The following is a 26,171-nucleotide window of genomic DNA, read 5'->3' as shown; positions in this document are numbered from 1 at the left end:
TGCTGGAAGTATTAGGCCAAGCTTGCCCCTGGTATTTCGGCATATTACTATCTGTAGAAATATGGGAAATACAAAACTGAAAAGAAAGATAAAAAATACATTTATCGAATTATTCATTGTCAATTTCCTCCTTCCTATATTCTTGAATGAGCAATTTGGCTATATTTACTTCAATTTTGTCGTCAATAGCTAAACTTTTTATAAACTTGACATATGGCTCGTTTTCCACATTATCGTTTAGTTGTATCTTTTGAATTAAACGATTTAGTCGTATTCTAACGGTAGGATAAGAAACGTTGTATATTTCTGCTAGTTTTTTCAAAGATCCAGAGGAAATAATAAAGTTTTTTATAAAGTCAACCTCCTCACTATCAAGATATTCTAGCCATTTTAAATCCTTCATTATACATTCTCCCTTTCCTAACTATATTTTAGACTTTAATAATATTAAAGTCAATATTAATATTATTAAAATAAACTTTCATTCTTAACTGTCAAAACACTTATTACGCAAATAGCTAAAAAAATGCTTTTAACTGAATTTAACAATGGCTGTACATCATCTCGATATATGCTCTATAATTCCACCTATTCTGGAGAGGTTTTATTGATAGCTAATAAGAGAGAAAAAACTCTATAATTGGTTAATTATAATGATAAGTTTGCTATGTTTTATAAAAAAAAAGAAAGCCGGATTTCTCCGGCTTTCTAAAGTATGTGTCCGCAAACACATACTCCAATTGCTGTTTAAATTCTATAACAAGCCGTAAAAATTGACAAGTCTTATCTGAATCCTATCCTCAATCAAAGAGCCACTTATCCCTAATATAGGCGGCAATCCACTCCTTTTCTTCCGGACTGAGTGAAGTATCGGCCTGGTCGGTAAGGATTTCCGGGCCATCTTCCCGGACGGCGAAGGTATGCTCGAATTGGCAGGATTTTTGGCCGTCAATGGTTCGGGCGGTCCAACCGTTGTCGTCCATCCTGGTCTTCCAGTGACCAATGTTGATCATGGGCTCGATGGTCATGACCATTCGCTCCCTGAGCCGAGGTCCCCGGGATCCCTGGTCATAGTGGAGGACCATGGGATCTTCATGCATCTCCCGTCCGATTCCGTGTCCGGTAAACTCCCTGACCACGGAATACCCCTTGCCTTCCACATAGGCCTGGATGGCCTTGCCGATCTCATTAAGGTGGGTGCCCACGCGAACTTGGGCCAGGCCCACCATGAGGGCTTCCTTGGCGGTGTCGAAGAAGTCCCGGTCTTGGTCGGAAAGTTGGCCGATGGGATAGGACCAGCAGGAGTCCGACAGAAAGCCCTTGTAATTCACCACATTGTCCACGGAGAGGATGTCGCCTTCCCGGAGGGGGCGGTCGTTGGGAAAGCCATGGCAGACTTCGTCATTGACTGAGGTGCAGAGAGCAAAAGGAAAGCCTGAGTAGCCCTTTTGGGCGGGAATGGCATCCTGATAAAGCATGAAGGCTTCGGCAAAGTCATTGAGTTCCATGGTGGTCAAGCCCGGTCGAAGGATTTCCCGGATAGCATGGTGAGTCTTGGTCAGGATCTTCCCTGACTCCTTCATTCCCTGAATGGCATCCTCTGTTTTTATTGTAATCATATGATTTCCTTTTCTATCTTTACTAACCTCTTACCGGTAACTTTTTGCCCGGCCAAGAGAAATATCCAGGGCCCGACCAATGGCTTCCATGACAGAATCATCAAACTTACCCAGTTTCTTTTGAAGACGTTTCTTGTCGATGGTCCGGACCTGCTCTAAAAGAACAACGGAATTCTTAGGTAGGTCTGTCCCCTTGCCGGACACGCTGACATGGGTGGGCATCCGGGATTTATTAATTTGTGAAGTAATCGCAGCAACAATGGTCGTTGGTGAATACTTATTTCCTATATCGTTTTGAAGGATGACAACCGGACGAATTCCACCCTGCTCAGATCCGATCACAGGGCTGAGGTCGGCATAATAGATGTCCCCCCGCTTAATCTTGGGCATGGTCATCCCCTTCCCTCTCATTCCATTGCTTGATCCGGGAAAAAGCGGATGGAATGAATGCGATGATGTCCCCGGCGATCATCCCTTCCTGAGTCAGATCTTCTGCTGCTAAATCACCGGCCAGACCATGGAGATAGGGGGCCAGGCGGCTGGCTATGATGGGCGGGTAGCCATGAGCGATGAAGCCGGCCAAAATGCCCGTCAAAACATCCCCTGACCCTGCCGTGGCCATGCCGGGGTTCCCGGTGAAATTGGTGTAAATAGCTTTACCATCGGAAATAAGCGTATCCGGTCCTTTTAACACGGTAATGACCCCATATTTCTCGGAAAAGGTCCGGGCAGCAAGCTCCCGATTTCCTCGGACTTCTTCCACTTCCCAATCCAAGAGGCGGGCCATCTCCATCTCGTGGGGCGTGATGACCAGGGGCGTTTTGACCCGGTATAAAAGGGCGGGGTCCCGGCTCAGGGTAAAGAGACCATCCGCATCCAAAACCATGGGCTGGTTCACCTCCGGCAAGAGCTCCTGAAACCAGGCCAAGCTCTCTTTTTCCCGACCCATGCCGGGGCCGATGGCTAAACAGTCCCAATTCTCCTGCTTATCCAAAATAGTGGACAGGGAAGCAGGAGTGAAATAGCCCTTTCCCCCATCCGGGACAGGAATGACAATGGCTTCGGTCAACTTGACCTGAACAATAGTGCTGATGGATTCCGGAACAACGATATAGACCAGGCCCGTGCCCGACCGAAGAGCGGCACGGGCAGCCATGCAAACAGCCCCCACCATCCCTTTGGATCCGCCCAAGATAGCTAAACGCCCGTATTGCCCTTTGTAGCCCGCCCTATCCCTCCGGAGGAATGACCGGTTGAGGTCGGGATCAAAGCGGAGGGCAGAAGAGGATTCATCCTTCCCGAAAGCCGGGAACTCCACCCCCATCGCCGTAGCTATAGCCAGACCCCCCTCATGGCTGATGGAGACCGCAACCTCTCCAAGGCCCAGATTTTCCAGGACCTGCCGGGCCTTTGGCATCAATCTGACTTGGGGTTGACCCTTTGGGCTGTGGAAAATTTGGACGTCATGAAAGCCGACCGGGCCAAAACCGGTCCCCAGAGCCTTCATGACCGCCTCCTTAGCACAATAGATCCCGGCCACACTTTCTGCCCGATTCAGGCGGGGACCCAGGGCTTCCCTTTCTTCTTCCGTCAGGATCTTCCGGATGAAGGATGGATTGGACATAGCCTCTTCAATTCGGGAAATTGTACAGAGGTCAATGCCCGCTTCCATTTCGCTCCCTCCTTTCCTGGAGGAGGCGGAGGGTGTCCTGGCAGTCCGCCTTGATTCTCTCTTCATCCAGTTCGGTGAATCGGTAGTCCCGGTAGAGAATCTTTCCGGCCACCATGGTCATAGATACATCCCTGCCGGACGTGGAATAGACCAAGGCTGCCTCAATGTCGCCCGGAATGGGGGTCATCCCTACCCCCCGAAAATCAACCATGATGAGATCAGCCATCTTCCCCACTTCAACAGACCCCAGGTCCTCCTCCTGACCCAGGGCTCGGGCACCGTTAATCGTGGCCATTTCGAGCATGGTATGTGCCGAAGCGGCTCTGGGATCCAAGTTCCGGCCCTTTTGGATGAGGGACCCGATGGTCATGTCACGGAAAAGATCCTGACTGTTATTGGAGGCGGCTCCATCTGTCCCCATGGCCACCGGAATTCCCCGGGAGAGAAGACCCTCCAGGGGCATGAAGCCGGATGCCAACTTCATGTTGGAGGCCGGGTTGTAGACCGGGTGGGCCCCCCGGTCGGCCAGAATGTCCATATCCCTCTCTGACAGCCAGACGCAGTGAGCTGCGATGGTCCTGTCGTTGAGATAGCCCATCTTATCGAAGACCTCAACCGGGCTCATGCCGAAACGAGCCCGGCAGTCCTCCACCTCTTTTTTCGTCTCGGAGAGGTGGATGTGGTGGCAGGCCCCCAATTCCTTCCCCAGGGCAACAGCCGCCTTCATGGACTCCACCGTGTTGGTATAGATAGCGTGGGTGGAGAGACCCGTCCGAATCCGTCCCTCCGCCTTCCCGTCCCAGCGGTCAAAGAAGCCCGCCTGACGGTCCAAACAGGCCCGGTAGTCATTGGCTGTCATTCCTTCGGTCAGAAGGGCTCGAATCCCCCCCTCTTCAACAGCCTGAGCTACCTTGTCCATCTCATAATACATATCCACAAAATAGGTGATCCCGTGGGAGATCATTTCAGCAATATCCAGAAGCGATCCCTTCCGGATGTCTTCGGGTCTTAATTGGGCCTCCAGGGGCCATATGTAGTCATTGAGCCAGGTGTCCAGGTCCACATCGTTGCCGTAGTTCCGGAAAACGGACATGGCAGCATGGCAATGGGCATTGATCAGACCCGGAAGGACCACCTGTCCGGTCCCGTCGATCACTTCATCTCCGGGAAGGGCAAGATCTTCTTCCACAGAAATCGCCCGAATCCGTCCGTCCTCCACCCGGACCTGCCCCCCGAACAGGATGTCGCAGTCGGGGTTCATCGTGACAATGGTTGCGTTATTAATGGTAATGGCCATGGTCCTCGCCTCCTTTTTCTTCCCATTCCGCCAGCTCCCCGATCTCCCCGGGGCGGTCTTCCTTCTTCCGAGAGGCATAGGCTTCCGTGAAAACCCGGAAAACCGCTTCCGAATCCTCTTCCGTCAACCAGATGTCTATCATGTGGCGGAGAACCTTCTTGAAATCCTCCAACCCCTTCATGGTGAAATAGTAGGTATCCGGATAAACCATGGAAAAGCGGATATAGAACATGGCAATTTCATCGATGATGCCTTCATGGTCCGCCGGATTCTCCCCCTCTTCCTCAAAGGTGGACCGGACACAATGAATGATCCGGAAGTAGATGTAATCCACAAAAGTCCGGAATATTTCCCGCTGCTTTTGGTGGGGATTGAGATCAAAGAGGATGGCTACCATAAAATTCCAAGCCAAATTCTCATTGACTGCCTTGTTGATGAGATCCCCCATCTCCTTGGTAATATCGGAGTGGTAATCGATGGGCGGGTCAAAATCCAGGGTATAGCCAAACCGAACTTCATCCATCTTTGCTCGGCCCGCTTCATCCAGAATTCGGATGAATTCGGAGGCCATCCCTTCCTTGGATTCGTATTTGACCCGAGTGAAAAGGAATTCTGTCAGAAGATCGGTGGGAGAACGAAAATCGAAAAAAAGGTTGGAGGATTCTCTTAAAGGAAGAACATAAATGTCTTGAATGGTCCGACCGATAAAAGCTTCCAATTGCCGGTTGGGCGACCAAGAACCCGCTTGATCAAGGCTGGTCAAGTGCTCATAGACCATCTGAAGTTGACGGTCAATCAACTCCAGGTCACCTTTAATGGAAGCCATAATTTGGCGGACAAAGGCCTCTGTGACCACATAATTGTAGTTTTTATAGAGGATCTTATGGTCGATTTCATTCCAAAATACATTGACGATGGATTTAATTTGGAGTTCAAAGTTAAGAACCGTCCCTCCTAAGAAACGGCCGTCGATTCGGTAGGAGGAAAAACCGTTTTTCTGCTGTTTGGGCTGGTCGTCCCCCAAGCGAAGTTCAATTCGAGGGTCACGATCCGACCGAAAGTAGCCACCATTATCCGGATAAGGAAAATGCTGAAAAAGAGCCTGGTAGGCCACCTCTTCATCATTGATAAAGCGGCATTCGATTCGACTGCCGATGATGTCCGACAGCTGGTGGAACATGGCCCTGGGCTCCCTGTAGCGACGAAAATAGTCCTGACGAATAATCTTTTCTTTTAAGGAGTCATCCTCCTTGATTCGTGAACTGTAATTGACGAACCAATCTTCGGATGAAAAAATAGAATAGAAAAGATCATCAATCGCCTTTTGTGCCTGTTCAAGATCAAAGCGTAAAGCGTTCTTATAGTCAATAACCTGGTCGATGTACGAGAAAAGTTCCAGCTTCAACCCGATACCTCCCTTGTCTTTTTTCACCAATTCTTCCATTCCATTATAACCGAAAAAGGATGGGCTGAAAACATTTTCATAATAAAAGAGCCACTCATGAGAGTGGCCTTGATGTGTCAAAATAGTATTAGGCGTTAGTGTCTTCCCACATGGCTGGAATCCAAGGTTGACAGATAATCCATGGTCCACCCGGTCATCGGAACATTGTTGGGTGTGGAAAGCAGCAACTCACGGACTTGCGCATATTCCCAGGGATTATCCACGCGGCGGAAGGTGAGAAGAGCCAGGGCAATATTTCGAGCGGCATGAATCATCTCATGCTGGGTAAAAGAAATGGTCGACATGGTCAATTCCCCGTCCTTGATATCCAGGCAGCGGACAGTGGGCTCATCCAGAAGATCGTTGAATTGGAGGAAGCCCCATTCTCCCCTGGTATAAAAACGGTCTTGGTGGAGGTGGCCATTAACCACAATCCCCCGGCCTTTTTTATGCTTGAGGATTTGATCTAAAGTCAAACTCTTGTCCACCCTTCCTTTTTCATTGCGAAAAGTCATCCGCTCAGGAGGATGGTGGGCAAAGACCAGGGCTAATTTATCCCCTGCTTCTTCCAGCTCCTTCTTTACAAACTCTGCCTGTTCCCAGGAAATGGAGGAAGAACTCTTCCCCGGATGCAGGGCCCGACTGGTATCCATAAAAATCAGTTTGACATCGTCATAATCTTCAGACCAATACAGTTTGGAGCCGGTCAAAGCCTGATAGGACGCTTTTGTTTGCACCAGAAGATCGTGGTTGCCAACCAGGTTCTCAAAGCGTTGATTTTCCCTGCGATGACTGTTGATGATCTTATATACCGACCGGAACTCTCGAGGAGAACCATAGTGGGTCAAATCGCCTAGTGAGAGGTATAAATCAGCCTCCTGTGCAAAAAGGCTGGCGAATATTTTATTATAAAAAAATTCATTTTGTTCTTTTAAGGCTTTGGTGCGCCAATGCATCGCTGAATAGTGTGCATCGCCGATACAAGCAATCCGCATAAAAACCTCCTTTTCTCACAACTCTTATTATAACCATTTCAGGAAATCCTAGCAAAATTATGCGTTGAATTTGTGAAGATGGCAGGAACGGAGGGAAAAATATACAATGACTCCGACAATGATCATAAAGAAAAATAACCAGAAAAGAGGAGATAATCGGGCCATTGCCCGAATAGGAGACCGACTGACCTCAACCGCTTCCGTAAAGAATCTTCTTCCGGGATATGCACTTGATCGCGTATCGGTTACATTTCCTGCCCGATCTTTCACGCGGTAGGCAATGAGGTAGGCTTCCTTCCGGCCTCCTAATGTGAACCGGTCGCTATAATTCACTTGTCCATTCGGATCAACCACCGTCACCTTCCCATCCACAATTCGTTGGATTTCCGAGAGGCCCCCTTGGTCTCGTATGTCCACCTGGATTTCCAACCGGTTCCCCCAACAGAAATTTCTGTCCAGGCCCTTGACCGGAATAATTCTCGGCGGCTGAGAATCCATCTCGAATGAAAATAGGTTGGTGGAAATTTCCTCTTCCCCCTTTTCCCTTACCAGTTGAAGAGTATAGTAACCGGAGGACGAAAAGGACTCTTTAGGAAGAGTGATCTTAACTTTCTTATCAAACAAGGAGGGATCTTTTTCAAGAAGGGGGTGTAAATCCAGAGGTTGTCCATTCAAAACTCCATATAATCGCAGATTGCCCGTCAATAAAGCCTCTTCCGAAGAAAAAGTAACCAAAGGATCTTCCGTCAAATCATGAAAGGAAACAGGACTCTCCGCAAGAAGTTTCCGGAGACCCTTCCCATACTCCACCTTTACGTCCTTTCCTTTTTCCAAATGATCAATTTGAACCGTCGGAGCTTGTTCTCCTCCTTTATCTTTTGAACTCCCGGTTAGTGTTTTTTTGTCCGAACCCTCCTCCCCTTCCTGCTCGAAACCTCCTTCTCGGTCCGTGCTCTCCTCCTCTTCTCCCGGAGCCTGATGGATCTTTGCTTTCGTCTTCCCTCGGTTCAAATCAAGCCGGTAGGATATTTTGATGACATTGTCTCCGGTCTCCGGATCGGGAATGGGACGGCCGGCTCCATCCTTGATGAAAAAATAGAGGGTATACCGACCTTCTTGTTGAACCCTGATCTTTGCCTGAACTTCTTTCCCTGATTTTTGAAGGGGGATCCTCTCTCTTCTTTTCCCCTCCGGACCTCCCTTTTCCAGGTAAAAATAGTCATCAATATAAGCCGGTTGATCATCCATAACGTTAAGTCTGATCCAAAAAGGGCGGTCAAATACCCAAATTCCCCGGTCACGACCCAAGGGTAGGGGATCAAAGGTAAGGTCCACCCTTCCTTCTTCCTGGTCAAGGTCCAGAAACCCCTCCATTTTCTTCCATGGAGAGGGCCTTTCCTCCTTGGAAAATGCCCGAAAAGAGAAGGTCCAAGACTTCCCTTCCCAATCCAGATTTCCGGTATCCAAAAGATAGGTCCACCCTCCCTCCCGGTCTCTATGAAAATGGTCAAGGGGGAGGGAAAAACGAGATTGCTTTTCCTGACCCTTCCTTCCGATGGCCCTGGCAAGAAAATCCACCCCACCATAGGAATAGGGACCATCAGGAAGTCTTATACAAATTTGGGGTGGTTGGGTGTAGAGATAGCGGATCCGCCCTTCCTCTTCTCTTTTTTTAATATAGGCTCCAACAAAAGTAGCCTCAGGAGGAGGAAGAGGCCTTTCCATGGCCTGAACCCTACTAGAGGAGATCAGGCTCAAAAAAAGGAGAATAGAGACAGCAATGATCATCTTTTTTTTCATCAATCTGACCTCCTCTCTTCTTGAAAATTCAACACTCGCTCTTGAAGGATATCCAAATCCCCCTTCAAAGACATCTTTTTTAGCAGGCAAGCCAAGTCTTCCTGGAGATGAATCGCTTCATCGACTAATCCGATATTGTCACTTTCCTCTATCAAAGCTTGAAGGGTCCAAAAGCCGGCATCCGCAAAAAGGGCCCGGTCCATATCCTCCATTTCCTTCCAATGGTCAATTCCAAAGCGAATGTTCTCCATTCCTTCCACCCAGTCCTCTTTTGTCTTTTTTTCTACTGCCGGACATCTCATGAGATATTTTTGGTGAAGGCGGCAAATAGCTAGACGGTAGCGGACTTGGTCAGCCATATCATCCTTTTTCCCCGAAGCTTCCAGACAAAGAGAAAAGTAGTCTCCGGCACGACATGCCATAGGCGTTAACTCACCTTTCTTCACCCTACGGATGCCCTCTTCAAGATAAAAGGTTCCCAGGTCGAAAAAGAATAAGGACCAATCCTCCTTGTGTTTTTCCCTTTCCAAGGGAAAGGGTAGAGAATCCAGGATTTGCATCTCCTCATCACTTAACCGCTTATCCTTTTGGTAATGGTGGTAGAGGACCCGGTAAGCTTCCGGCCTGTCCGGTTTCATTTTTATTGCCTCAAAAACAGTCTCATCCTCCCCTTCTATGCTTTCCCGAACTTTCGCCCGATAACGATCGTTCTGATAGCCCGCTTGGGCCAACAGATAGAGAAGGCATAGAGAAAGAAGAAAAACCATGCCCCGGACAAGGCTCCCTCTTCTCCCGGATTTTTTCCTCTCTCCCCCTTCCAGATCCTTTACCATTGCCCTGCAGGATGGATAACGATCCCGGGGAAGGGGCTTGGTTGCCCGGCAAATCGCTTTTTCTAATCTCCCTGAACAAGTGTCTGAGGAAGAAGAAGAATTTGCTTTTGACAAAAGCTTGAAATCGACCTCTCCGGGGTCCTTCCCGGTGAGAAGAAAAGACAGGGTCATTCCCAGGGAGTAGATGTCTGTCCATGGGCCCACCTCTCCGCCTCCATAAAGCTCAGGGCCGGCATAGCCAAGGCTACCCTTGTTTTTTTGACCCTGATCCCCTTCATTTTCCTGTCCTTGTGGACTGAAAATCGCCCCGAAATCAATGAGTTTGATCCCTCCTTCCTTGGTCAGAAGGATGTTGGCCGGTTTCAAATCCTGGTAGTAGATGGGGGGAACCCGGGAATGAAAATAAATCAGGATGGAAAGAAGGTCCTTGGCCCAGGCAAGAACTTCCTCCCTGTCCCGGGGGCCCTCCTCCCTGACCAAATCTTCCAAATTTCTTCCGGGAATATAGTCCATGACCAGGCAAAGAAAGGGAGGGCGAATAAAAAGGTCAACCAGACGAGGAAGAAGGGGATGGTCAAAGTTCTTCATGATCCGGATGGGAAAGGGAAGGTCCCGCTTCATATGACCTTCCTCCCCGACCCAGGGGATCACTTTCATGGCCCAGGTCTTGTCCAGAATTCGGTCCCTGACCAGATAAACCCGGCCCTCTCCTCCATCTCCGATTTTTCGGATGATCTCGTATTTCATGGCCCCTCCTTTCTTGCATTATAGACAGAGAAGGGTGCCTGATATGTACCATTTTTCTTGGAAAGAAGCCGGCTCTTGTACCAAAAAAGCCGACTCCTTAAGGAGTCGGCTTTCTTTTTTTATGACCACCGATCGAAAAAGCCTCGGTAGAAATTCTTCCACAGGCGGGCAATGGATTCTTCGGAATAATCCTCCTGGATCTTTTGGGCTGCCGCCCGGGCCTTCTGATAGGTCTCAGGATTATCCCTGAGACGGCCTATCCAGTCGATAAACTCTTCATTTTCGTTTGCCCGCGGGTAATCGGAAAAATAGATTTTTCGGTAGAGGTCCAGGTCTCGGACCAGGATGGGCAGACCGGCGTTGACGGCTTCCAGAATCGACATAGGAAAAAGTTCATTGTAGGAGGTCATAAGGAGGAGGTCAGAGAGATTATATAGAGCGTTCATATCCGACCGGTCAACGATGCCCAGGAATTTTGCATTGGGGGGAGGGTTATCTACGGCTTTCTTCAAGTCTTTGTAGCCATCGGTCACAGCACCAAAAGAAAAGCCTCCGGCCCAAAGGAACTGGACATCAGGAAGGGCCTGGGCAATATTCAGGAAGTCCAAGACCCCCTTTCTGGTCTGCACTTGGCCTACACCCATGACGGTAAAACGATCCGGTTTAACCCCGTATTTTTTTCCGATAGCCCTGAGGTTTTCTCTCTTGAGGGGCCGAAAATCCTTAGAGGCAACAACGTTGGGCATATAAGTAATCCGGTCACGGTCGATTCCGTAGTCGGCTAAGGGGTCGATGAAAATAGGGTTGACGACAACCAGCTCCTGGGCGGCCTTGTACATCGAAAGGACATATTTAATAAATCCGGGTTGAATGATGCCGGGAAGAGAGATGGATCCCTCCAGGGTTTCCGGCAAAAAATGGACATGCATTAGGGTGGGAAGGGAAGATGCCGCCATCTGGGTATAGCAAAAAGGATGGATGGTGTGGACATGGTTGATTTGACAACCTTTGTCGGAATTAAAATGCAAACGAATCTCATCCCCGGCAAAGTTTTCCAATAGTTGGACCAACTCCTGATATGCTGATCCTACACCCTGACCTTTTACATCCTGGCCATAGGCAATCATATTGACATCAATCATACTTCCTCCTCCAATAGAATGGCAATGGATCCCCCCAATGAGCCTACAACAAAAAAAGGGCTGCGATCAGTCACCTTGACCCTCCACAGCCCTTGGTCGATCTCCAAATAGGCCTTACTTATTCTTCAGTTCAGCGAGGACAGATTTTGTCGCCTCGGAAAGGATGGACGAAGAATCCGCCTCATCGAGCCGAACTACTCCCGTTCTCAGATGGTCAGTCTTTTTCTCCGAAGAATTTGCCTTTTTCGGGGCGGTCTCCTTCGGACTTGGCTTTTTCGGAGAAGCCTTTTTCTTTTCTTTCTTCGCCGCTTTCTCCGTCTGGGGGGGCTTAACCTTTGTCGGTGTTTCTTTTTTCTTGGGCTCTGCCTTCTTGGTCTTACCCTTTTTCTCCTTGACTTCCTCAAACGATCCATCCGCTTTTGCACGAACCCGGACCTTGTCCTTCTTTTTGGGCTTTGTGATCTTTTGAGAGGGGGTCTTCGTCGCTTTCTCCGGACCTTCCGGTGCCTGAACAGGTGCTTCCTCCTCTACGGAGCTGGTCTGGAGACGGGCGGTAATATCGTCCCTCCCCTCCTGTTTGGCCTGGGAGATAAGGTCCTTAATCTTTAATAGACGGGTTATGGTCGCCCGATCTTCCTCATCCAACTTCATCCGGATGTAGGTGATGGTCTCTTCCAAATCCGGAATCGTCCGGTATTCAAGGGCGTTAACCCGGCGACGGGTGGATTCAATCTCATCCGCCATAAGCTGGGCGGATTTTTCCATCTGAGTCAGCTCAAGAAGCTTATCCATAACCAGGTTGAGCTCTTCTAAGGCTAAATCCAGCTCTGCTGACGTCTGAACATAGCCATAGGGGGTTGTCGTTCCTTCTTTTCCTTCCTCTACCCCAAGACGGCGGAAGGAAAAGGTGGGGATGCGGACGGACATGACGTTTTCCACATCCACCTCCACCATCATCCGCTGTTTGGAAGCGAGAAGGGCATTTTCCAGCATCTCCGGGCTCATGACCGCAGAGGCCATGGAAAATGAAGCAAAAGACTTCTCCAGAGCCGCCTCAACTTCTTCCCGCATGGCCCGGTTGTCCCGTGCCAGCTGGATAAAGCGGCGCATGAGCTCATCCTGCTTATCTTTTAGGAGTTGATAGCCCCGCTTGGACACGTCCAGTCTTGCTTTAAGCTGGGCCATAACCATCCGGGTTGCATTGACATTGAGCCTGGCCATTATTTCACCTCGGCTTTCCCATCTCCTTTACCAGATACAGCCGCAAGCTCCTCTGCTTTAGACTGGAGCTGGGATGCTTGAACGTCATCATTGACCCGGTCAAGCTCGGATTTCTCTGCCTTCTCTTCCGTCTCTTCAACAGACCCCAGGTATTTATCCAGGGTGGCATCCTTGATCCGCTTGAGTTCTTCACGGGGCAGGATTTTGAGGAGGTCCCAACCCAGATCCAGAGTCTCTTCAATCGTCCGGTTGGTCTGGAAACCCTGGTCCACATACTCCTTATCAAAGGCGTCGGAGAAGCGGGCAAAGGCCTGGTCTGCCTCACTTAAGGCTGATTCACCCAGGATCGTGGAGAGTTCCTTGGCGTTCCGGCCACGGGCAACGCCGGCATAGATCTGGTTCATGGTCTGGGCATGGTCATCCCGGGTCTTGCCTTCCCCGATCCCCTGGTCCTTCAAACGGGACAGGGAGGGAAGGATGTCAATGGGCGGGTTGATTCCGCGGTTATAAATTTCTCTGGACAAAATGATCTGCCCCTCGGTGATATAGCCGGTCAGGTCCGGAATGGGGTGGGTAATATCATCCTCCGGCATGGATAGAATGGGGATCTGGGTGATTGAACCCTCTCTTCCCTTAATCCGGCCGGCACGCTCATAAATCTGGGAAAGGTCGGTATAGAGGTAACCCGGATAGCCACGCCGACCGGGAACTTCCTTACGGGCAGCGGAAACTTCACGAAGGGCTTCCGCATAGTTGGTCATATCGGTCAGAATAACCAGGACGTGCATACCCTGTTCAAAGGCCAGGTACTCGGCGGCGGTCAGGGCGATACGCGGAGTGGAAATTCGTTCGATGGTGGGGTCATCTGCCAGGTTGATAAAGAGGACGGCACGGTTGATGGCCCCGGTTCGGGTAAAGTCCTTGATGAAGAACTGGGCTTCTTCAAAGGTGATTCCCATGGCAGCAAAAACAACGGCGAATTTTTCGCCCGTCCCACGGACGGTGGCCTGGCGGGCGATCTGGGCGGCCAGGTTGTTATGGGGAAGGCCGTTTCCGGAGAAGATAGGGAGCTTTTGACCACGAACCAGGGTATTGAGGCCATCGATGGCGGAAATCCCGGTCTGGATAAATTCCTCCGGATAGAGACGGGAATAGGGATTGATGGCCGATCCGTTAATATCCAGGCGTTTCTCAGGAAGGATCTCCGGACCATCATCAATGGGCTCGCCCATCCCGTTGAAAACCCGACCCACCATATCCGGGGAAACACCCAATTCCTGAGGTTTCCCTAAGAAACGGCAGGAGGTCCCCTTCATGTTGATTCCGGCGGATCCCTCAAAGAGCTGGACCAGGACGGATTCCTGAGAAACTTCCAGGACCTTCCCCCGACGCCGGGTTCCGTCTTGGAGCTGGACCTCGACCATCTCCTCATAGTGTGCATTTTCAATGCCGGTGACCAGCATAATAGGTCCCGAGATTTCTTGAATGGTTTGGTATTCTCTAGGCATCCTCAACCTCCCTTGCTGCGGTGAGGGCAGCAAATTCTTCCTTCATTTCCTGAGCCAGGTTCTTGACCTGATCCAAGTCATCCTCCGCGATGTAACGCATCCGAGTGACGCGGGGACGGACGTTCATCGTCTCAATTTCCTTGAGATAGACACCATGGTCCAATGCCTCGTTGGCCAGGTCATGGAAGAAGAGGATGGTTTTTAACATGTAATACTGTTTTTCCGCTGAACAGTAGGTGTCAATATCATCAAAGGCGTTTTGCTGGAGGAAGTCTTCTCTCAGAGACTTGGCGGTAAAGAGCTTGAGTTGGTCCTGGGCGGAGAGGGAATCAATCCCAACCAGGCGAACAATTTCATTCAAGGAGTCTTCTTCGGTCAAAAGGGCCATGGCCTGAATTCTCAGGCGAGAGAAATCCTCTGCGATATTCTTGTTAAAGTAGTCGTCCATGCTCTCCTGGTATAGGGAGTAGGATTTGAGCCAGTTGATGGCTGGGAAATGGCGGGCGTAGGAAAGATCGTAGTCCAGTCCCCAATAGACCTTGGTGATCCGGAGGGTGGATTGGGTAACCGGCTCGGACATATCACCGCCCGGAGGGGATACGGCTCCGATAGCCGTCAACGATCCCTCGCGGTCGTCCGTCCCCAGACAGTCGACGATGCCGCAACGTTCATAGAAGGAAGCGATTCGAGAAGCCAGGTAGGCCGGGTAGCCTTCATCGCCGGGCATTTCTTCCAAACGGCCGGACATCTCACGAAGGGCTTCGGCCCAACGAGAGGTGGAGTCCGCCATCATAGCGACGGAATAGCCCATATCCCGGTAGTATTCTGCTAAGGTGATCCCGGTGTAAATGGAGGCTTCGCGAGCGGCCACCGGCATATTGGAGGTATTGGCAATCAATACCACCTTTTGCATCAGGGATTTACCCGTATTGGGGTCGATGATCTCCGGGAACTCGTTCAGAACCTCGGTCATCTCATTGCCACGCTCACCGCAGCCTACATAGATGATGACTTCCGCATCTGCCCACTTGGCCAGCTGGTGCTGGATGACGGTTTTTCCGGATCCAAAGGGTCCCGGGATAGCCGCTGTCCCTCCCTTAGCCACGGGGAAGAAGGTATCAATGATCCGCTGACCGGTTACCAGGGGGCGGATAGGATCCTTTTTCTTTTCCACAGGACGTGGAGTACGAACCGGCCAACGCTGGCTCATCTTCAAGTCATGGACCTTGCCCTGGCTGTCCTCCAGCTGGGCCACCGTATCCACAACGGTAAAGGCTCCTGATTCAATTTTGGTGATTGTCCCTGACAGACGGGGAGGAACCATAATCCGGTGTTCGATCACTTCCGTTTCCTGGACGACACCGATGATGTCTCCGCCGACCACTTCATCCCCCGGCTTGACCCGAGCTTCAAAGTCCCATTTCTTCTGATGGTCGATAGCATCTGCGGACACACCGCGTTCCAGAAAATCTCCGCCTTCAGCCAGATCATCCAGGGGTCGCTGAATTCCATCGTAGATCTGTCCGATCAGACCCGGCCCCAACTCTACCGAAAGAGGGGCACCGGTTGAAACAACAGGCTCGCCCGGGCTGACACCGGTGGTCTCTTCATAAACCTGGATGGAGGCGACGTCTTTATTCATTTCAATGATCTCGCCGATTAAGCCGATTTCCGCCACCTCAACAACGTCTTGTATATTTGCTTCTTCCATCCCCTTCGCTTCCACGAGGGGGCCGGACACTTTAGTAATTGTTCCTTTTTTCAAGGGGTCTCCTCCCTTCTAGAAAATATCCATGCCTACGGCCTTCTCCACATTGTCGGAGATGGTCTGCATGCCGATGCCCAAGGAACCTTGAGCACTAGGAATAAACACAATAGCCGGTATGGGCCGTGTTTTATAATGGTCAATCGTGTCGGGAATGCGAGCGGCATAGGCTTCGGTCATGTAGATGACACCATAATCCTGCTTAGCCAGTCGGTCGACCGTCCGCCGAATCTCATCATCGCCCACCGGAGTATAGACATCTACGCCGATGGCCCGAAAGGCAAGAACCGAGCCGCGATCACCGATAACAGCTACTTTATGCATTTGTTCTCATCCTTTCCTTGATTTCTTCCTCGGGGAGAGAAAGTCGCTTCCCATTGAGAAGAATCCGGAGGTTTTGGGCCTCTGTTTCCACCTCATTCAAATAGCCATAAATAACTTCAGGTCCCTCCGGATAGCGGGAGGCTTCCAGAGCGGATTGGCGTTGGATCTGGTCCTTTGCCCTTTCCAGTTGGGCAATGGATCCTGTTTCCATGTATCGATCGAGGGCTTTGGTGAAAGCTATGCCCAGGTCAGCTTTTTGGAAAAAAAGACCGTAGTTTGCCTGATCCAAGCCGAATAGCTTAAAGAAGTCCTCAGGAGGAATTTTTCCTCCTTCGACCAAAACCCTGGCCAAAAAATCCTTGGTGAGCTTCTGACGCGTAGCCCGGAAAAAGGACAGGATATTGGTCGCATCGGCCAACTTCTGAACGATCGTCGGAAAAAATCTTCCGGGAAGGGTGGTGGATAGGCGGTCAAGACTCTTGAAGTACCAGCGGTCCAGGACCAGGTCAAGGGCTTGGGCATCGTGGGTTTCTTCCCAAATATCCACCCCTTCTGCGGTCGCCTTTTGGAGGTCCGTCAACTTGGGGTTGCGGTTGGGCTCACGGATCCACTCTTTAACGTCAGGAAGGAAAAGATGACCGAAGGGGTAGGCTAAAGAGGACAGATTGTCATCCTCCCCTTCTTCATCTGACTCACCTTCTCGGCTGAACTCTTTAATCAGAACCTTAAGGTTATGGATGTCATATTTGAGAAAGAGGAATTCCTCAAGAGCATCCTCTTCCACCAAGTCCTCCACCAGCTTTGCCTGCTTGGCAAGTTCTTCCTGGAGGACCTGATCAAAGTTTTCCGCATGGTCCATGCCTTCAAGAAGGTCTCCATAGCGGGTTTCTTTTAAGATTTGGATGGCCTGGTCTAAGTCCTGACTGGCAAGGAGGCGTTTCCACTGGCCGTCAGTAATCAAGTCCCGCTCATACATACGAACTCGCATGGAGGCGAAGGAATACGACTGTGCCATGGGCCACCTACCTTTCCGCAATCAGCTGAACCACTTCGGTATCCAGGCTGGAACGCAGGCTGTCGACCACTTGGTCAAAATCAAAATTCTCCCGAATTCCTCCCCGGTTGATCCGGAATCCGGACCGGAGATCATCCACTTTTTTGACCGTAAAATCCTCGGATTCATAATTCCTATTCCGGGGAATCTCTACAACCAGATCCGAGCTTTTGGGCACATTCTGAAGGAAGCGGTCCAAAACCTTCTTATATTGGACTCCTCCCATCTTCGCCAGTTCCTCCTTAGCCAGGGCAAAAGCACGATTAACGGCCTCCTGCTTGGCGGAAAGAACCATGTTCCGTGCTTCTCTTTCAGCCCCGGTTTGAACCCGGTCGCGGATTTGTGCTTCCAGGACGGACTTACGGCCTTCAAAAGCACGCTCTTCCCGGTCCAGGCGGTCCAAACTTTCCTTTTTATCCGTCTGGGCTTTGTTTTGTGCTTCTTCGATAATCCGCTTGGCCTCCTGGTTGGCATCCTCAATGATGCTGTTGACAATATTATCTAAATTCGACATAAATCCTCCTTTGAAGACTTGGTTGGAAACCCTGGTGGTTTCGGTCCCGGTCTTTGGGCAACTGCCTCATTAGAGGACTAAGCGGCAAAGATGAAGATCAGAGAGATAATGAAAGCCAGGATGGCGTAGGTCTCAACCATAACAGCGTAGATAACGCCCTTCATGGACTGGCTTTCGTTTTTGGCCAGAATCTCTAAGCCTGCATAGGCAACATTACCCTGATGGATAGCAGAGGCATAGCCGACGATGGCAATGGGGAGGCAGGAGAGGAAGACCCGAACACCTTCCTGAAGGGGAAGGGCCATGTCAAACTTGGTCACCATGACGATAATAGCAATAATCATTCCATAGAGGCCCTGGGTTCCCGGAAGGAGCTGGAGAATGAGGGACTGTCCGAATTTAGCGGGGTCGTCGATGACAATAGCGGCAGCCCCTTGACCGACGTGGCCTACGCCTCTGGCTGAGCCAACGCCGGAAAGTGCTGCGGCTAAAATGGCTCCTAAGACTGCAAAAAGAATTCCACCGTTTTGAACAAAGAAATCTACCATGATTGTTTTCCTTTCTTATTTGACATCCCTATTTGATGTCCAAGTATTTGCCTTCGGGACGGAGTTTCTTGAAGCGTTTTCCTCCACCCTGATAGAATTTGCCGAAATATTCAACGTAAATCAACCGCATGGAGTGAACATATGCGGAAAGTGCACTGAGAAATAAGTTAAAGAGATGGAGGAAGACCAGGAGGACCATGGCGATGATGAACATGAAAATATTCACCTGGCCTTGCCCCAGGGCTTCCCAGACCGATGCGTCTGATCCGACAATCCCCATGATCATTCGGCCAATCAGGTTAAAAGAAAACCCGATGTAGGCACCGGAGAGCATGAGGGCGGTCACCCGGGTAAAGGAAGCGAAGTCACCGATATAGCCTGTCGCTCCATAGAGATTATAGGCTCCCCAGGCAATCCGGGCTCCCGTAGACTTTTCATCTCGAGCAGAGAAGAAAATAATGAGAAGAGCACCGATGATGGCAAAGATAAAGGCCACCGAGCTGACCATGGAGTTCCACTCAAAGGCTTTGGACAAGCCGCCTACGATCAGGCCACCAATGAGGAAGTACCAGGAGAAGTAATCCCATACAGCCCCTGCCGGATCCCCTTCTCGCACGCTTTGGACCGCACCCAAACCCAGGGCAACAAAGATACAAACAATACCCAAGATGACGGAGAAGACAATCATGGGCATGATCTCAACCTGGGGGTTGATGATCAAGGGGTCCATGGGGATCAGACCTCCGAAGATGGAGCCAAAGGCCAGACCTGCCAGGATCGTTGGGACAGAGAGAATCTGGAAAAATCGGATGGACCTTGCCGTACTTGGCTTGAAGTCAAAGTAGTGGAGGGCAAAACTGGTAGCCAGAAGCATTAGTGCACCGTAGCCCGCGTCCCCCATCATGAGGCCGAAAAATAACATATACCATGGAGCAAGAAGCCCCGTGGGGTCCATTTCTTTATATAAGGGCATGGAATAGGTTTCCACCAAATTTTCAAAGGGCGTGACCAATCCATTATTTCGCAGAAGGATAGGAACGTCAGGATCCTCCCGGTCGGCTTCCCCGGTTTCCAGTTCAAAACGTCCGTCAGGAAGCTCTTCAGTAACCACTTGCTTGAATTCCTGAGCCCGGTCTGTCGGAACAAAGCCTTCCAGAAAGGTGATCTTTTCGCTTTCCAGAGTCTTGCCTTCCGCTTCCAGCCTGTCCTCTTTATAGGACTGAAGCTCATAATAAGCTTCGATGGCCGTCTTCTTGTCCCGAGCCTGCTTTTTCAGCTCCACTTCCACCTGGGCGATATTCTTCTTCTCTTCCCCCACTCCGGCTTCTCTCTCCCGGATCATGGTCTCAACAGTTTCCTCACCCTCAAAGTGAACAGGAGTGAAGTTGATGTCCCGGAAAAAGCTGTCCAGGTCGGGGTCAGTCCCATCGCTGATGACCATAACATAGGCGGTTTTGTCATCAGCCGATAAAAATTCCATATAAGTTCTTTGGGCGTGGGAAGCCAGGAACTTCCTCGCTTCGTCCATCCACCGGGAGGGCAGTGTACCCAAGCTTACCTTCACCTTTTTCGGCTTTTGTAAATCGCCTAATGGGAGGTCCAGGGTCTTCCACCGGTCCAATTGTTTTTTCTCCTCCTTGAGCTGGTCCATCCTCTCTTGAGAATGGCGGATGGCTTCCCGGAGGCGGAGGGTATCTTCAATCGCCGCAAGGGCCCCCTCTTCTTTAACCAAGGTCTTTGTTTCTTCCAAGCTTAAACTGGGCAGGCGATTGGAGAATTTTTCCTTGAGTCCCTTCTCCCTAACCACGTAAGCGGAGAGGATGTCCAGGGCTTCCTGAGCCCGGCCCATCTCCTCATTGACTGCCGTAACCGATTTTCCGGTATCTGCTGCGTGGATTCTTCCTCCCCATTCCTCCTCCGCTTGTCTATCCAGAGTTCGGATATGTACCTGGTCAAAATCCTGAATCCGTTCAAGTAGGCGGTCTCGATCCTTGGCAAATAAGGTGAGACGGAATTCCGTCATATCAACGATTGCCATAGTTCACCACCTCTTCTTTGATACGGTCGACAGCCTTTTTCAAGTCCCGTTCCTGCAGGCTTTTCCAAGCCTTCGCCTCTTCATTGGCCTTAGACAACATGGGTTCTGCTTCCTTCTTTGCTTGGGCTTCCACAGCATCGCTGAAGGCCTGGGCCTTGTCTTTGGCTTCCTGGCGAATTCTTTTTTCTTCCGCTTGATTTTCTTCAGCCAGGTCTCCGGCAATCTTTCGTGCGGTTTCCCTCGCCCGGTTAATGATTTCCTTGGCCTTGTCTTCAGCCTGAAGAACTTCTTGAATCGCTTCTTTTGCCATAGGCTTCCCCCTTTCTACATAGTATCGTTATTATTCTAACACTAAACTTTCAATTATGCAGGATATATGCAAGCACCATTTTATTATACCAAAAGGCGAAAAAGACGAGAAAAAAATCACCGGAAAAAGTAGGATTCTTCCTGAAAGCTAAGCCTTAACTAGCCTGAACAAGCCGTATGACCGGATGCGAAAAGAAAGGACAAGTTTTTTTGAGATTTTGCTTGACGTTCGTCATTTTCTTCCCTATAATGATTTTGTTACTCACTGAACGCCTTCATGAAGAAGAACTTGATGAGTCACATATGCTGTCTTAGCTCAGCAGGTAGAGCGCAGCCATGGTAAGGCTGAGGTCGCCGGTTCAATCCCGGCAGACAGCTTTTTTTCTGCCCACCCTTAGCTCAGTTGGTAGAGCACCTGACTCTTAATCAGGGTGTCCACGGTTCGAGTCCGTGAGGGTGGATGAAATAAACCGCTTGAAAGTTTTGCTTTCAAGCGGTTTTTCTTTGTCTTGATCTAGCAATCAAAACTTGCGGATTGGGCACCCTGTATGTTGATCACGGTGGAGTAGAATTCTTCCAGGGCCCGGATCATATAGGCGGTATCCTTGACTCCGCCGGTTTCATAGGCGGAATGCATGGCCAGCTGGGCTAGACCGATGTCCACGCTATGAAGGGAGACTTGAACATTGGAGATATTCCCCAGGGTTCCCCCTCCCCCCAGGTCTGACCGGTTGGCGAAATTCTGAACTGGAACGCCTACCCGCTGGCAAATCTTTCTGAAAACAGCTTGAGAGAAAGCATCGGTGGTGTAGGATTGGGCAGCATTCTCCTTGATGACTACCCCCTTGTTCATGTAGACCCGGTTGACGGGATCATAGAGGTCAGCCCGGTTGGGGTGAAGAGCATGGGCATTATCACAGGAGACCAGGAAGGACTTGGATAGGGCCTTTTGATAATCCTCCTGCCCCAAGCCCAACCCCAAGATGATTCGACGGAGACAATCCTTTAGAAAGGTGGACATGGCCCCCTGCTTGGTCAAGGAACCCACCTCCTCATTATCAAAGGAAGCGTAGACATTGATGGCTCCGGACTTCTTTGCCCCGATGAGTGCCTTCATGGAGGCAAAAGCACATTGGAGGTTGTCCAACTTGGGTGAGCCGACCATCTCCTCTTTCCAGCCCAAGAGGGCGGGTGGGGTCCGGTTAACCAGGAAGAGGTCGGTGGCCAGGATCTTATCCGACGATATGCCCAGGCTTTGACCCAGCATGGCATAGAAGTCCTCGGCAGTGCAAAGGCCGGCTGAAAAAACAGGAATGAGGTCCCGCTGGTGGTTGAATTCATACCCCTTGTTGACTTGACGGTTGAAGTGGATAGGGGCGTTGGGGATGACCAGAAGGTCCTTATCTATATAGAGAAGGCGGCTTTCCACTCCTGTTTCAGTCTCTACCAGGCACCGCCCGGCTAAGGTTAGGGGACGGTCAAACCAGGTGGAATCGATCATGCCGCCGTAGCCCTCCACATTCAGGCGGAGGTAACCGTCCGGGCCATCTAAAATCGGCCTGGACTTTAGCTTGAAGGTGGGAGAGTCAGTGTGGGAAGCGGTGATCTGAAAGTGGAGAGAATCCAGAGTCTCCGGCAAGCGAAAGGCCAGGACGGATGACCCGTTGCGGTTCACGTAGTAGGCCTTTCCGGCCTGAAGTTCCCAATCTTCCCCCTCTTTGACTTCCAGGAAACCGGCCTCCTTAAAGGTGGATTGGATGGTATCTACGGCGTGGTACATGGATGGAGACGCCTGAATAAAGTCCAGGAGTTCCTTGCTGAGTGCTTGGTCAGAAGTAGGTGTTTGTTCGGAATTCATGAGAATCTATCTCCTTAATCAATAAACGATAAAAGCAGGTAAGTCATTAATGATAAACAGGCAGTTTGAACCCGGCTCGGGATGAAATCTCTCTCGATTCCGGTCACTCTTGGGAAGGAAGATTATCCCCTTCTTCCCCCTCCTCTTGCCTAATCAGGGCGAGAAGCTGGGTCGTCATGACCAGGTCCCGGATGCCGTTGGTCACCAGTCCTCTTTTATAGAAAAACTCATCCATGGCCTCCCTGTCCGTATCTCCCGGATAGATGGCCCGTCGGGCAAGCTGCTGGAGACCGGCATAGTCTGACATGGATAGGTCAGCGAGGGTGGTCGTATCTACGGTGTTCGCCAGGAGAAAAAGGGACAAGTCGTCCAGGTTCTTTCGAATATCATGCATGGGTAAAACCCGGTCGATGAGCGGACGGAAGCCATCCATGGCCAGGGCCCGAATCCCTCCAACGCCATGGCATCGAAAGGCTTCCACACCTGGAGACCGGACATCCAGGTCGAAATCCCGATCCAAGTCCTGGCAGAGGTCCTGAATTCTGGAAGGGATTTCGGCAAAAGGCGTTTTTTGCTCGTAGACCCAGGCAAAAATGAGGCTTTGAAAGAGGATCCCTTTCATGAAGCCGGTAAGACCTGTCATGTCAGCCAGAGCTTTCTGGAGGAGCTTTCCGCGAGAGCGGAGGTCGGTCAAGGAAGTCATCCCGGAAAAATCAATGGACTGGTAGGCCCGGCGAAGAACATCAAGCCCTTTAAGGACCATGTAAAAATTCTCCCTTCCCTTGGCGTCCTCCCTGTCCATGAGGCAGGTTCCATAGCCCCTCTTACGGATAAAAGGAGCCAGGGCCGAGTAAAGGAAATAGCGGGAGTAACGAAGGGGACGGGAGCCCATAGAAAGATGGGTCATGGCCAAGTCTTCCAGTTCACTTCCGGTTAGGGGACGGGATCTTCCGGGGTCCCCGGTAATGGCGGTCAGCCTGGAGCCTTCGATGATGGTGAAGTTCCAGGCTAAACCCAGGAAATGATAGCGTTTAAGATTGTTGAGATAGGCTCGGATGGCCGAACGGGAGTCATTGACTTCAACGAAAAAAGCCAGACCTTCCCGGCCAAGACTATGGCGGTAAGAGCTTACGTCGACATCGCGAAGGAGACGGAAAAAACCGTCCACTGCAATGTAAACTCCTGGCAGATCAAGGGAATCAAGACCTTTGGCATTGACCGAAAGGCGAACCAGGATGGGCTCCCGGTCCACCACAAAAAAGGGTGCCTGCCATTCCGAGCTTTTCTCCTTGAATGTCGTTCGATTCATCCTACCCCTCCTCTACTTCCCCCGGATCCGCCCCCGAAGTACTTCATACATCAGGACTGCAGCCGACGCCGAGGCGTTGAGCGAGTCAATCTTCCCCACCATGGGGATGGAAACCAGAACATCGCACTTGTCCCGCGTTAAGCGGGCAAGACCCTCCCCTTCATTTCCGATGACCAGGCAGCAACCTCCGGAAAAGTCCGTGGACCAAAGGGATTGCTTCGCCTCCCCTGCCGCCCCATACACCCAAATATTTTCTTCCTTTAGACGGTCAATGGTTTGATTGATGTTGGTCACCTTACAGATTTTCTGGTAGGCCGTAGCTCCGGAGGAGGTCCGCCGAACCGTGGAGGTGACAGTGGCTGACCGTCTTTTTGGGATGATAACTCCGTCCACCCCGCAGCATTCAGCCGTCCGGATGATGGCCCCCAGGTTATGGGGATCAGTAATTTCATCCAACATGACCAGGAAGGGAGGATGGCCCGCCTCCTTGGCTGCCGCCAAAATCTCTTCCAGGCTGGAATAGGTGAAGTCCGAGGCCAGGATGGCCACCCCCTGGTGGTTCTGTCCCCCGGTCATGGTATCCAGCTTGTCCCGATCCACTTCCACGATGACCGCATCCGTCTGTTTGACCAGGTGGATAATTTGGTTGATGGAACCCTTTTTCTCCCCCTTAGCCAGGTAGACCTTCTCGGGTTGACGGCCGGATTTCAAGTACTCCATGACCGGCCGGCGGCCAAAAATGTAGTCATCCATATTATTTTCTCTCCCATACCACACCGGTGGAGGTGTCTTTCAGGACGATGCCCTGCGCTTGAAGGAGGTCTCTGATCTCATCAGCCCGGCTGTAGTCCTTATTCTTTCTGGCTTCTTCCCGCTCTTGGATCAGGCGGTCAATGTCCTCGTCCAGGACTTCCTCTTTGCTCTTATCCGCAATCCCCATCACACCCAAAAGCTCCAGATAGATATCCAGGACTCCCTGCACTGCCGCCTTGGCATTGGCTTCCGAAAGCCGGCCGTTCCCGATCTTAGAGATCTCATAGAGGGCGGTCAGACCATCAGCAGTATTGAGGTCATCATCCATGGCCCGAGTGAAGTCCTCCTTGAGGCTCATGACCCGGTCGATAATCCCTATCTCTTCTTCCGTCATTTCCCTTTCGGGTGCATGGTCCAGGTAACGCTCCATCTCGTGTTTAGCATTCATGAGCCGGTTATAGTTAGCCTGGGCCTGGTCCATGACCTCCCGGGAGAAGTTGATGGGGGCTCGGTACTGGGTGGACAGGAGCCAGATCCGGACGACGATGAGGTCATATTCCTTCTCCACATCAATTAAGCGGAAGAAATTCCCCAGGGACTTGGACATCTTTTCCGCCTGACCCTGGGCATTGGAGACGGTGATCATCCCGTTGTGCATCCAGTACTTGGCAAAGGTCTGATCATGGAGGGATTCGGATTGGGCCCGCTCATTTTCATGGTGGGGAAATTCCAGGTCGGAACCACCCGCATGAATATCCAGTGTGGTCCCCAGGAGGGACTGGGACATGACCGAGCATTCAATGTGCCAACCCGGCCGGCCCGGTCCCCAAGGGGAGTCCCAGGCCGGTTCGCTGGGATCCTTTTGTTTCTTCCAGAGGGCAAAGTCCACGGGATCTTCTTTGGCCTCGTTGACGGAAATCCGGGCACCTGACCGGAGTTCCTCCACTTTTTTCCCGGACAGCTCTCCGTAATGGGCATAGGAGGAGACATCGAAATAGACGGCATCCTCCGCTTCATAAGCCGCCCCCTTGTCCATCAGCCCCTGGACAAAATCAATGATTTCATCAATATGTTGGCTGCATCGGGGATGGTTGGTTTCCTCTTCCAGAAGGTTGAGGGAGTGGGCATGGTTCATGAAAACCTGAATGTATTTTTCGGTGATGTCGGTAAAAGGAACTCCTTCTTCATTGGCCCGGTTGATGATCTTATCGTCGATGTCCGTGAAGTTGACGACATAGTCCACATCATAGCCCTTGAATTTCAGGTAGCGGTGGAAGGTGTCAAAAACCACCAGGGGACGAGCATTGCCGATGTGGATATAATCGTAGACTGTCGGTCCGCATACATACATCCTGACCTTTCCCTCTTCCTGAGGGATGAAATCCTCTTTTTTTCTTGTCAGTGTATTAAAAATCTTCATC

22 protein-coding genes, 2 tRNA genes and 1 pseudogene are annotated in these 26,171 nt (G+C 50.8%); 2 read left to right on the top strand and 23 right to left on the bottom strand.

What is annotated here, in order from left to right:
- Window positions 1-109: 109 nt before the first annotated feature.
- From BN2373_RS04860 to BN2373_RS04770, 19 genes and pseudogenes are all read right to left on the bottom strand, one after another.
- Entirely contained in the window at window positions 110-403 is a 294-nt protein-coding gene (locus BN2373_RS04860; protein WP_053943005.1) for a DUF2089 family protein, read from the bottom strand.
- Window positions 404-800: 397 nt separating this feature from the next.
- Window positions 801-1,619: a type I methionyl aminopeptidase gene (gene map, locus BN2373_RS04855; protein ID WP_053943004.1), complete on the bottom strand. Its 819-nt coding sequence runs from the start codon at window positions 1,617-1,619 to the stop codon at window positions 801-803.
- Window positions 1,620-1,649: 30 nt separating this feature from the next.
- Window positions 1,650-2,015 (bottom strand): type II toxin-antitoxin system PemK/MazF family toxin, encoded by a 366-nt coding sequence (locus tag BN2373_RS04850; protein ID WP_053943003.1) that lies wholly within the window; start codon window positions 2,013-2,015, stop codon window positions 1,650-1,652.
- Window positions 1,996-3,291: an NAD(P)H-hydrate dehydratase gene (locus BN2373_RS04845; RefSeq protein ID WP_053943002.1), complete on the bottom strand. Its 1,296-nt coding sequence runs from the start codon at window positions 3,289-3,291 to the stop codon at window positions 1,996-1,998. Before BN2373_RS04845 ends, BN2373_RS04850 begins: the two co-directional genes overlap by 20 nt.
- Complete coding sequence (locus BN2373_RS04840; RefSeq protein ID WP_053943001.1) at window positions 3,275-4,588, bottom strand: amidohydrolase family protein; 1,314 nt, start codon at window positions 4,586-4,588, stop codon at window positions 3,275-3,277. The genes BN2373_RS04845 and BN2373_RS04840 overlap by 17 nt, the downstream gene beginning before the upstream one ends.
- Complete coding sequence (locus BN2373_RS04835) at window positions 4,572-6,020, bottom strand: GTP pyrophosphokinase (protein ID WP_053943000.1); 1,449 nt, start codon at window positions 6,018-6,020, stop codon at window positions 4,572-4,574. The genes BN2373_RS04840 and BN2373_RS04835 overlap by 17 nt, the downstream gene beginning before the upstream one ends.
- A gap of 107 nt (window positions 6,021-6,127) precedes the next feature.
- Complete coding sequence (locus BN2373_RS04830; protein WP_053942999.1) at window positions 6,128-7,027, bottom strand: metallophosphoesterase family protein; 900 nt, start codon at window positions 7,025-7,027, stop codon at window positions 6,128-6,130.
- Between the two features lie 57 nt (window positions 7,028-7,084).
- Window positions 7,085-8,827 (bottom strand): hypothetical protein, encoded by a 1,743-nt coding sequence (locus BN2373_RS04825; protein ID WP_053942998.1) that lies wholly within the window; start codon window positions 8,825-8,827, stop codon window positions 7,085-7,087.
- Window positions 8,827-10,407, bottom strand: a complete 1,581-nt coding sequence (locus tag BN2373_RS04820; protein WP_053942997.1) for a serine/threonine protein kinase — start codon at window positions 10,405-10,407, stop codon at window positions 8,827-8,829. Before BN2373_RS04820 ends, BN2373_RS04825 begins: the two co-directional genes overlap by 1 nt.
- Before the next feature lie 119 nt (window positions 10,408-10,526).
- Entirely contained in the window at window positions 10,527-11,549 is a 1,023-nt protein-coding gene (locus BN2373_RS04815) for a glycosyltransferase family 4 protein (RefSeq protein WP_053942996.1), read from the bottom strand.
- Window positions 11,550-12,128: 579 nt separating this feature from the next.
- Window positions 12,129-12,770, bottom strand: a pseudogene (locus tag BN2373_RS07985) (V-type ATP synthase subunit D); the annotation flags it as partial.
- Window positions 12,770-14,278: a V-type ATP synthase subunit B gene (locus tag BN2373_RS04805; RefSeq protein ID WP_082338006.1), complete on the bottom strand. Its 1,509-nt coding sequence runs from the start codon at window positions 14,276-14,278 to the stop codon at window positions 12,770-12,772. The gene BN2373_RS04805 and the pseudogene BN2373_RS07985, both read right to left, overlap by 1 nt.
- Window positions 14,271-15,989, bottom strand: coding sequence for a V-type ATP synthase subunit A (locus tag BN2373_RS04800; RefSeq protein ID WP_420795655.1), 1,719 nt, complete (start codon window positions 15,987-15,989; stop codon window positions 14,271-14,273). Before BN2373_RS04800 ends, BN2373_RS04805 begins: the two co-directional genes overlap by 8 nt.
- A 69-nt stretch (window positions 15,990-16,058) precedes the next feature.
- Complete coding sequence (locus tag BN2373_RS04795; RefSeq protein WP_053942994.1) at window positions 16,059-16,367, bottom strand: V-type ATP synthase subunit F; 309 nt, start codon at window positions 16,365-16,367, stop codon at window positions 16,059-16,061.
- Window positions 16,360-17,382: a V-type ATPase subunit gene (locus BN2373_RS04790; RefSeq protein WP_082338005.1), complete on the bottom strand. Its 1,023-nt coding sequence runs from the start codon at window positions 17,380-17,382 to the stop codon at window positions 16,360-16,362. Before BN2373_RS04790 ends, BN2373_RS04795 begins: the two co-directional genes overlap by 8 nt.
- Before the next feature lie 7 nt (window positions 17,383-17,389).
- Window positions 17,390-17,935, bottom strand: a complete 546-nt coding sequence (locus BN2373_RS04785; protein ID WP_053942992.1) for a V-type ATP synthase subunit E — start codon at window positions 17,933-17,935, stop codon at window positions 17,390-17,392.
- A 77-nt stretch (window positions 17,936-18,012) separates the two neighbouring features.
- Window positions 18,013-18,483: a V-type ATP synthase subunit K gene (locus BN2373_RS04780; RefSeq protein WP_019133990.1), complete on the bottom strand. Its 471-nt coding sequence runs from the start codon at window positions 18,481-18,483 to the stop codon at window positions 18,013-18,015.
- A 28-nt stretch (window positions 18,484-18,511) separates the two neighbouring features.
- Window positions 18,512-20,521, bottom strand: coding sequence for a V-type ATP synthase subunit I (locus BN2373_RS04775; RefSeq protein WP_053942991.1), 2,010 nt, complete (start codon window positions 20,519-20,521; stop codon window positions 18,512-18,514).
- Window positions 20,508-20,831, bottom strand: a complete 324-nt coding sequence (locus BN2373_RS04770) for a hypothetical protein (RefSeq protein WP_053942990.1) — start codon at window positions 20,829-20,831, stop codon at window positions 20,508-20,510. Before BN2373_RS04770 ends, BN2373_RS04775 begins: the two co-directional genes overlap by 14 nt.
- Before the next feature lie 304 nt (window positions 20,832-21,135).
- Between BN2373_RS04770 and BN2373_RS04765 the strand changes: the two genes are divergently transcribed.
- Window positions 21,136-21,208, top strand: a tRNA-Thr gene (locus tag BN2373_RS04765).
- 10 nt (window positions 21,209-21,218) lie between these two features.
- Window positions 21,219-21,291: transfer RNA gene (locus BN2373_RS04760), tRNA-Lys, on the top strand.
- Between the two features lie 53 nt (window positions 21,292-21,344).
- Here BN2373_RS04760 and BN2373_RS04755 read toward each other — a convergent pair.
- From BN2373_RS04755 to cysS, 4 genes are all read right to left on the bottom strand, one after another.
- Window positions 21,345-22,688 carry a M18 family aminopeptidase gene (locus BN2373_RS04755; protein ID WP_053942989.1) on the bottom strand — a complete coding sequence of 448 codons (1,344 nt, stop codon included), beginning with the start codon at window positions 22,686-22,688 and terminating at the stop codon, window positions 21,345-21,347.
- A 103-nt stretch (window positions 22,689-22,791) separates the two neighbouring features.
- On the bottom strand, window positions 22,792-23,997 hold the full coding sequence (locus tag BN2373_RS04750; RefSeq protein ID WP_053942988.1) for a triphosphoribosyl-dephospho-CoA synthase: 1,206 nt from the start codon (window positions 23,995-23,997) through the stop codon (window positions 22,792-22,794).
- 12 nt (window positions 23,998-24,009) lie between these two features.
- Window positions 24,010-24,750, bottom strand: coding sequence for a 23S rRNA (guanosine(2251)-2'-O)-methyltransferase RlmB (gene rlmB, locus BN2373_RS04745; RefSeq protein ID WP_053942987.1), 741 nt, complete (start codon window positions 24,748-24,750; stop codon window positions 24,010-24,012).
- A gap of 1 nt (window position 24,751) precedes the next feature.
- Window positions 24,752-26,170 carry a cysteine--tRNA ligase gene (cysS, locus tag BN2373_RS04740; protein WP_053942986.1) on the bottom strand — a complete coding sequence of 473 codons (1,419 nt, stop codon included), beginning with the start codon at window positions 26,168-26,170 and terminating at the stop codon, window positions 24,752-24,754.
- Window position 26,171 lies beyond the last annotated feature (1 nt).

Origin of the sequence: Kallipyga gabonensis (assembly GCF_001286805.1) — a bacterium.
In the GTDB taxonomy this organism is placed as follows: domain Bacteria; phylum Bacillota; class Clostridia; order Tissierellales; family Peptoniphilaceae; genus Kallipyga; species Kallipyga gabonensis.
Note: the sequence above shows the minus strand (reverse complement) of the source record. Positions and strands in the feature narration are given on the sequence as shown.

Coding starts and splice junctions, on each gene's coding strand:
- BN2373_RS04860 (WP_053943005.1), bottom strand. CDS start 403: ATGAAGGATTTAAAATGGCTAGAATATCTTGATAGTGAGGAGGTTGAC.
- map (WP_053943004.1), bottom strand. CDS start 1,619: ATGATTACAATAAAAACAGAGGATGCCATTCAGGGAATGAAGGAGTCA.
- BN2373_RS04850 (WP_053943003.1), bottom strand. CDS start 2,015: ATGACCATGCCCAAGATTAAGCGGGGGGACATCTATTATGCCGACCTC.
- BN2373_RS04845 (WP_053943002.1), bottom strand. CDS start 3,291: ATGGAAGCGGGCATTGACCTCTGTACAATTTCCCGAATTGAAGAGGCT.
- BN2373_RS04840 (WP_053943001.1), bottom strand. CDS start 4,588: ATGGCCATTACCATTAATAACGCAACCATTGTCACGATGAACCCCGAC.
- BN2373_RS04830 (WP_053942999.1), bottom strand. CDS start 7,027: ATGCGGATTGCTTGTATCGGCGATGCACACTATTCAGCGATGCATTGG.
- BN2373_RS04825 (WP_053942998.1), bottom strand. CDS start 8,827: ATGAAAAAAAAGATGATCATTGCTGTCTCTATTCTCCTTTTTTTGAGC.
- BN2373_RS04820 (WP_053942997.1), bottom strand. CDS start 10,407: ATGAAATACGAGATCATCCGAAAAATCGGAGATGGAGGAGAGGGCCGG.
- BN2373_RS04815 (WP_053942996.1), bottom strand. CDS start 11,549: ATGATTGATGTCAATATGATTGCCTATGGCCAGGATGTAAAAGGTCAG.
- BN2373_RS04805 (WP_082338006.1), bottom strand. CDS start 14,278: ATGCCTAGAGAATACCAAACCATTCAAGAAATCTCGGGACCTATTATG.
- BN2373_RS04800 (WP_420795655.1), bottom strand. CDS start 15,989: ATGGAAGAAGCAAATATACAAGACGTTGTTGAGGTGGCGGAAATCGGC.
- BN2373_RS04795 (WP_053942994.1), bottom strand. CDS start 16,367: ATGCATAAAGTAGCTGTTATCGGTGATCGCGGCTCGGTTCTTGCCTTT.
- BN2373_RS04790 (WP_082338005.1), bottom strand. CDS start 17,382: ATGGCACAGTCGTATTCCTTCGCCTCCATGCGAGTTCGTATGTATGAG.
- BN2373_RS04785 (WP_053942992.1), bottom strand. CDS start 17,935: ATGTCGAATTTAGATAATATTGTCAACAGCATCATTGAGGATGCCAAC.
- BN2373_RS04780 (WP_019133990.1), bottom strand. CDS start 18,483: ATGGTAGATTTCTTTGTTCAAAACGGTGGAATTCTTTTTGCAGTCTTA.
- BN2373_RS04775 (WP_053942991.1), bottom strand. CDS start 20,521: ATGGCAATCGTTGATATGACGGAATTCCGTCTCACCTTATTTGCCAAG.
- BN2373_RS04770 (WP_053942990.1), bottom strand. CDS start 20,831: ATGGCAAAAGAAGCGATTCAAGAAGTTCTTCAGGCTGAAGACAAGGCC.
- BN2373_RS04755 (WP_053942989.1), bottom strand. CDS start 22,688: ATGAATTCCGAACAAACACCTACTTCTGACCAAGCACTCAGCAAGGAA.
- BN2373_RS04750 (WP_053942988.1), bottom strand. CDS start 23,997: ATGAATCGAACGACATTCAAGGAGAAAAGCTCGGAATGGCAGGCACCC.
- rlmB (WP_053942987.1), bottom strand. CDS start 24,750: ATGGATGACTACATTTTTGGCCGCCGGCCGGTCATGGAGTACTTGAAA.
- cysS (WP_053942986.1), bottom strand. CDS start 26,170: ATGAAGATTTTTAATACACTGACAAGAAAAAAAGAGGATTTCATCCCT.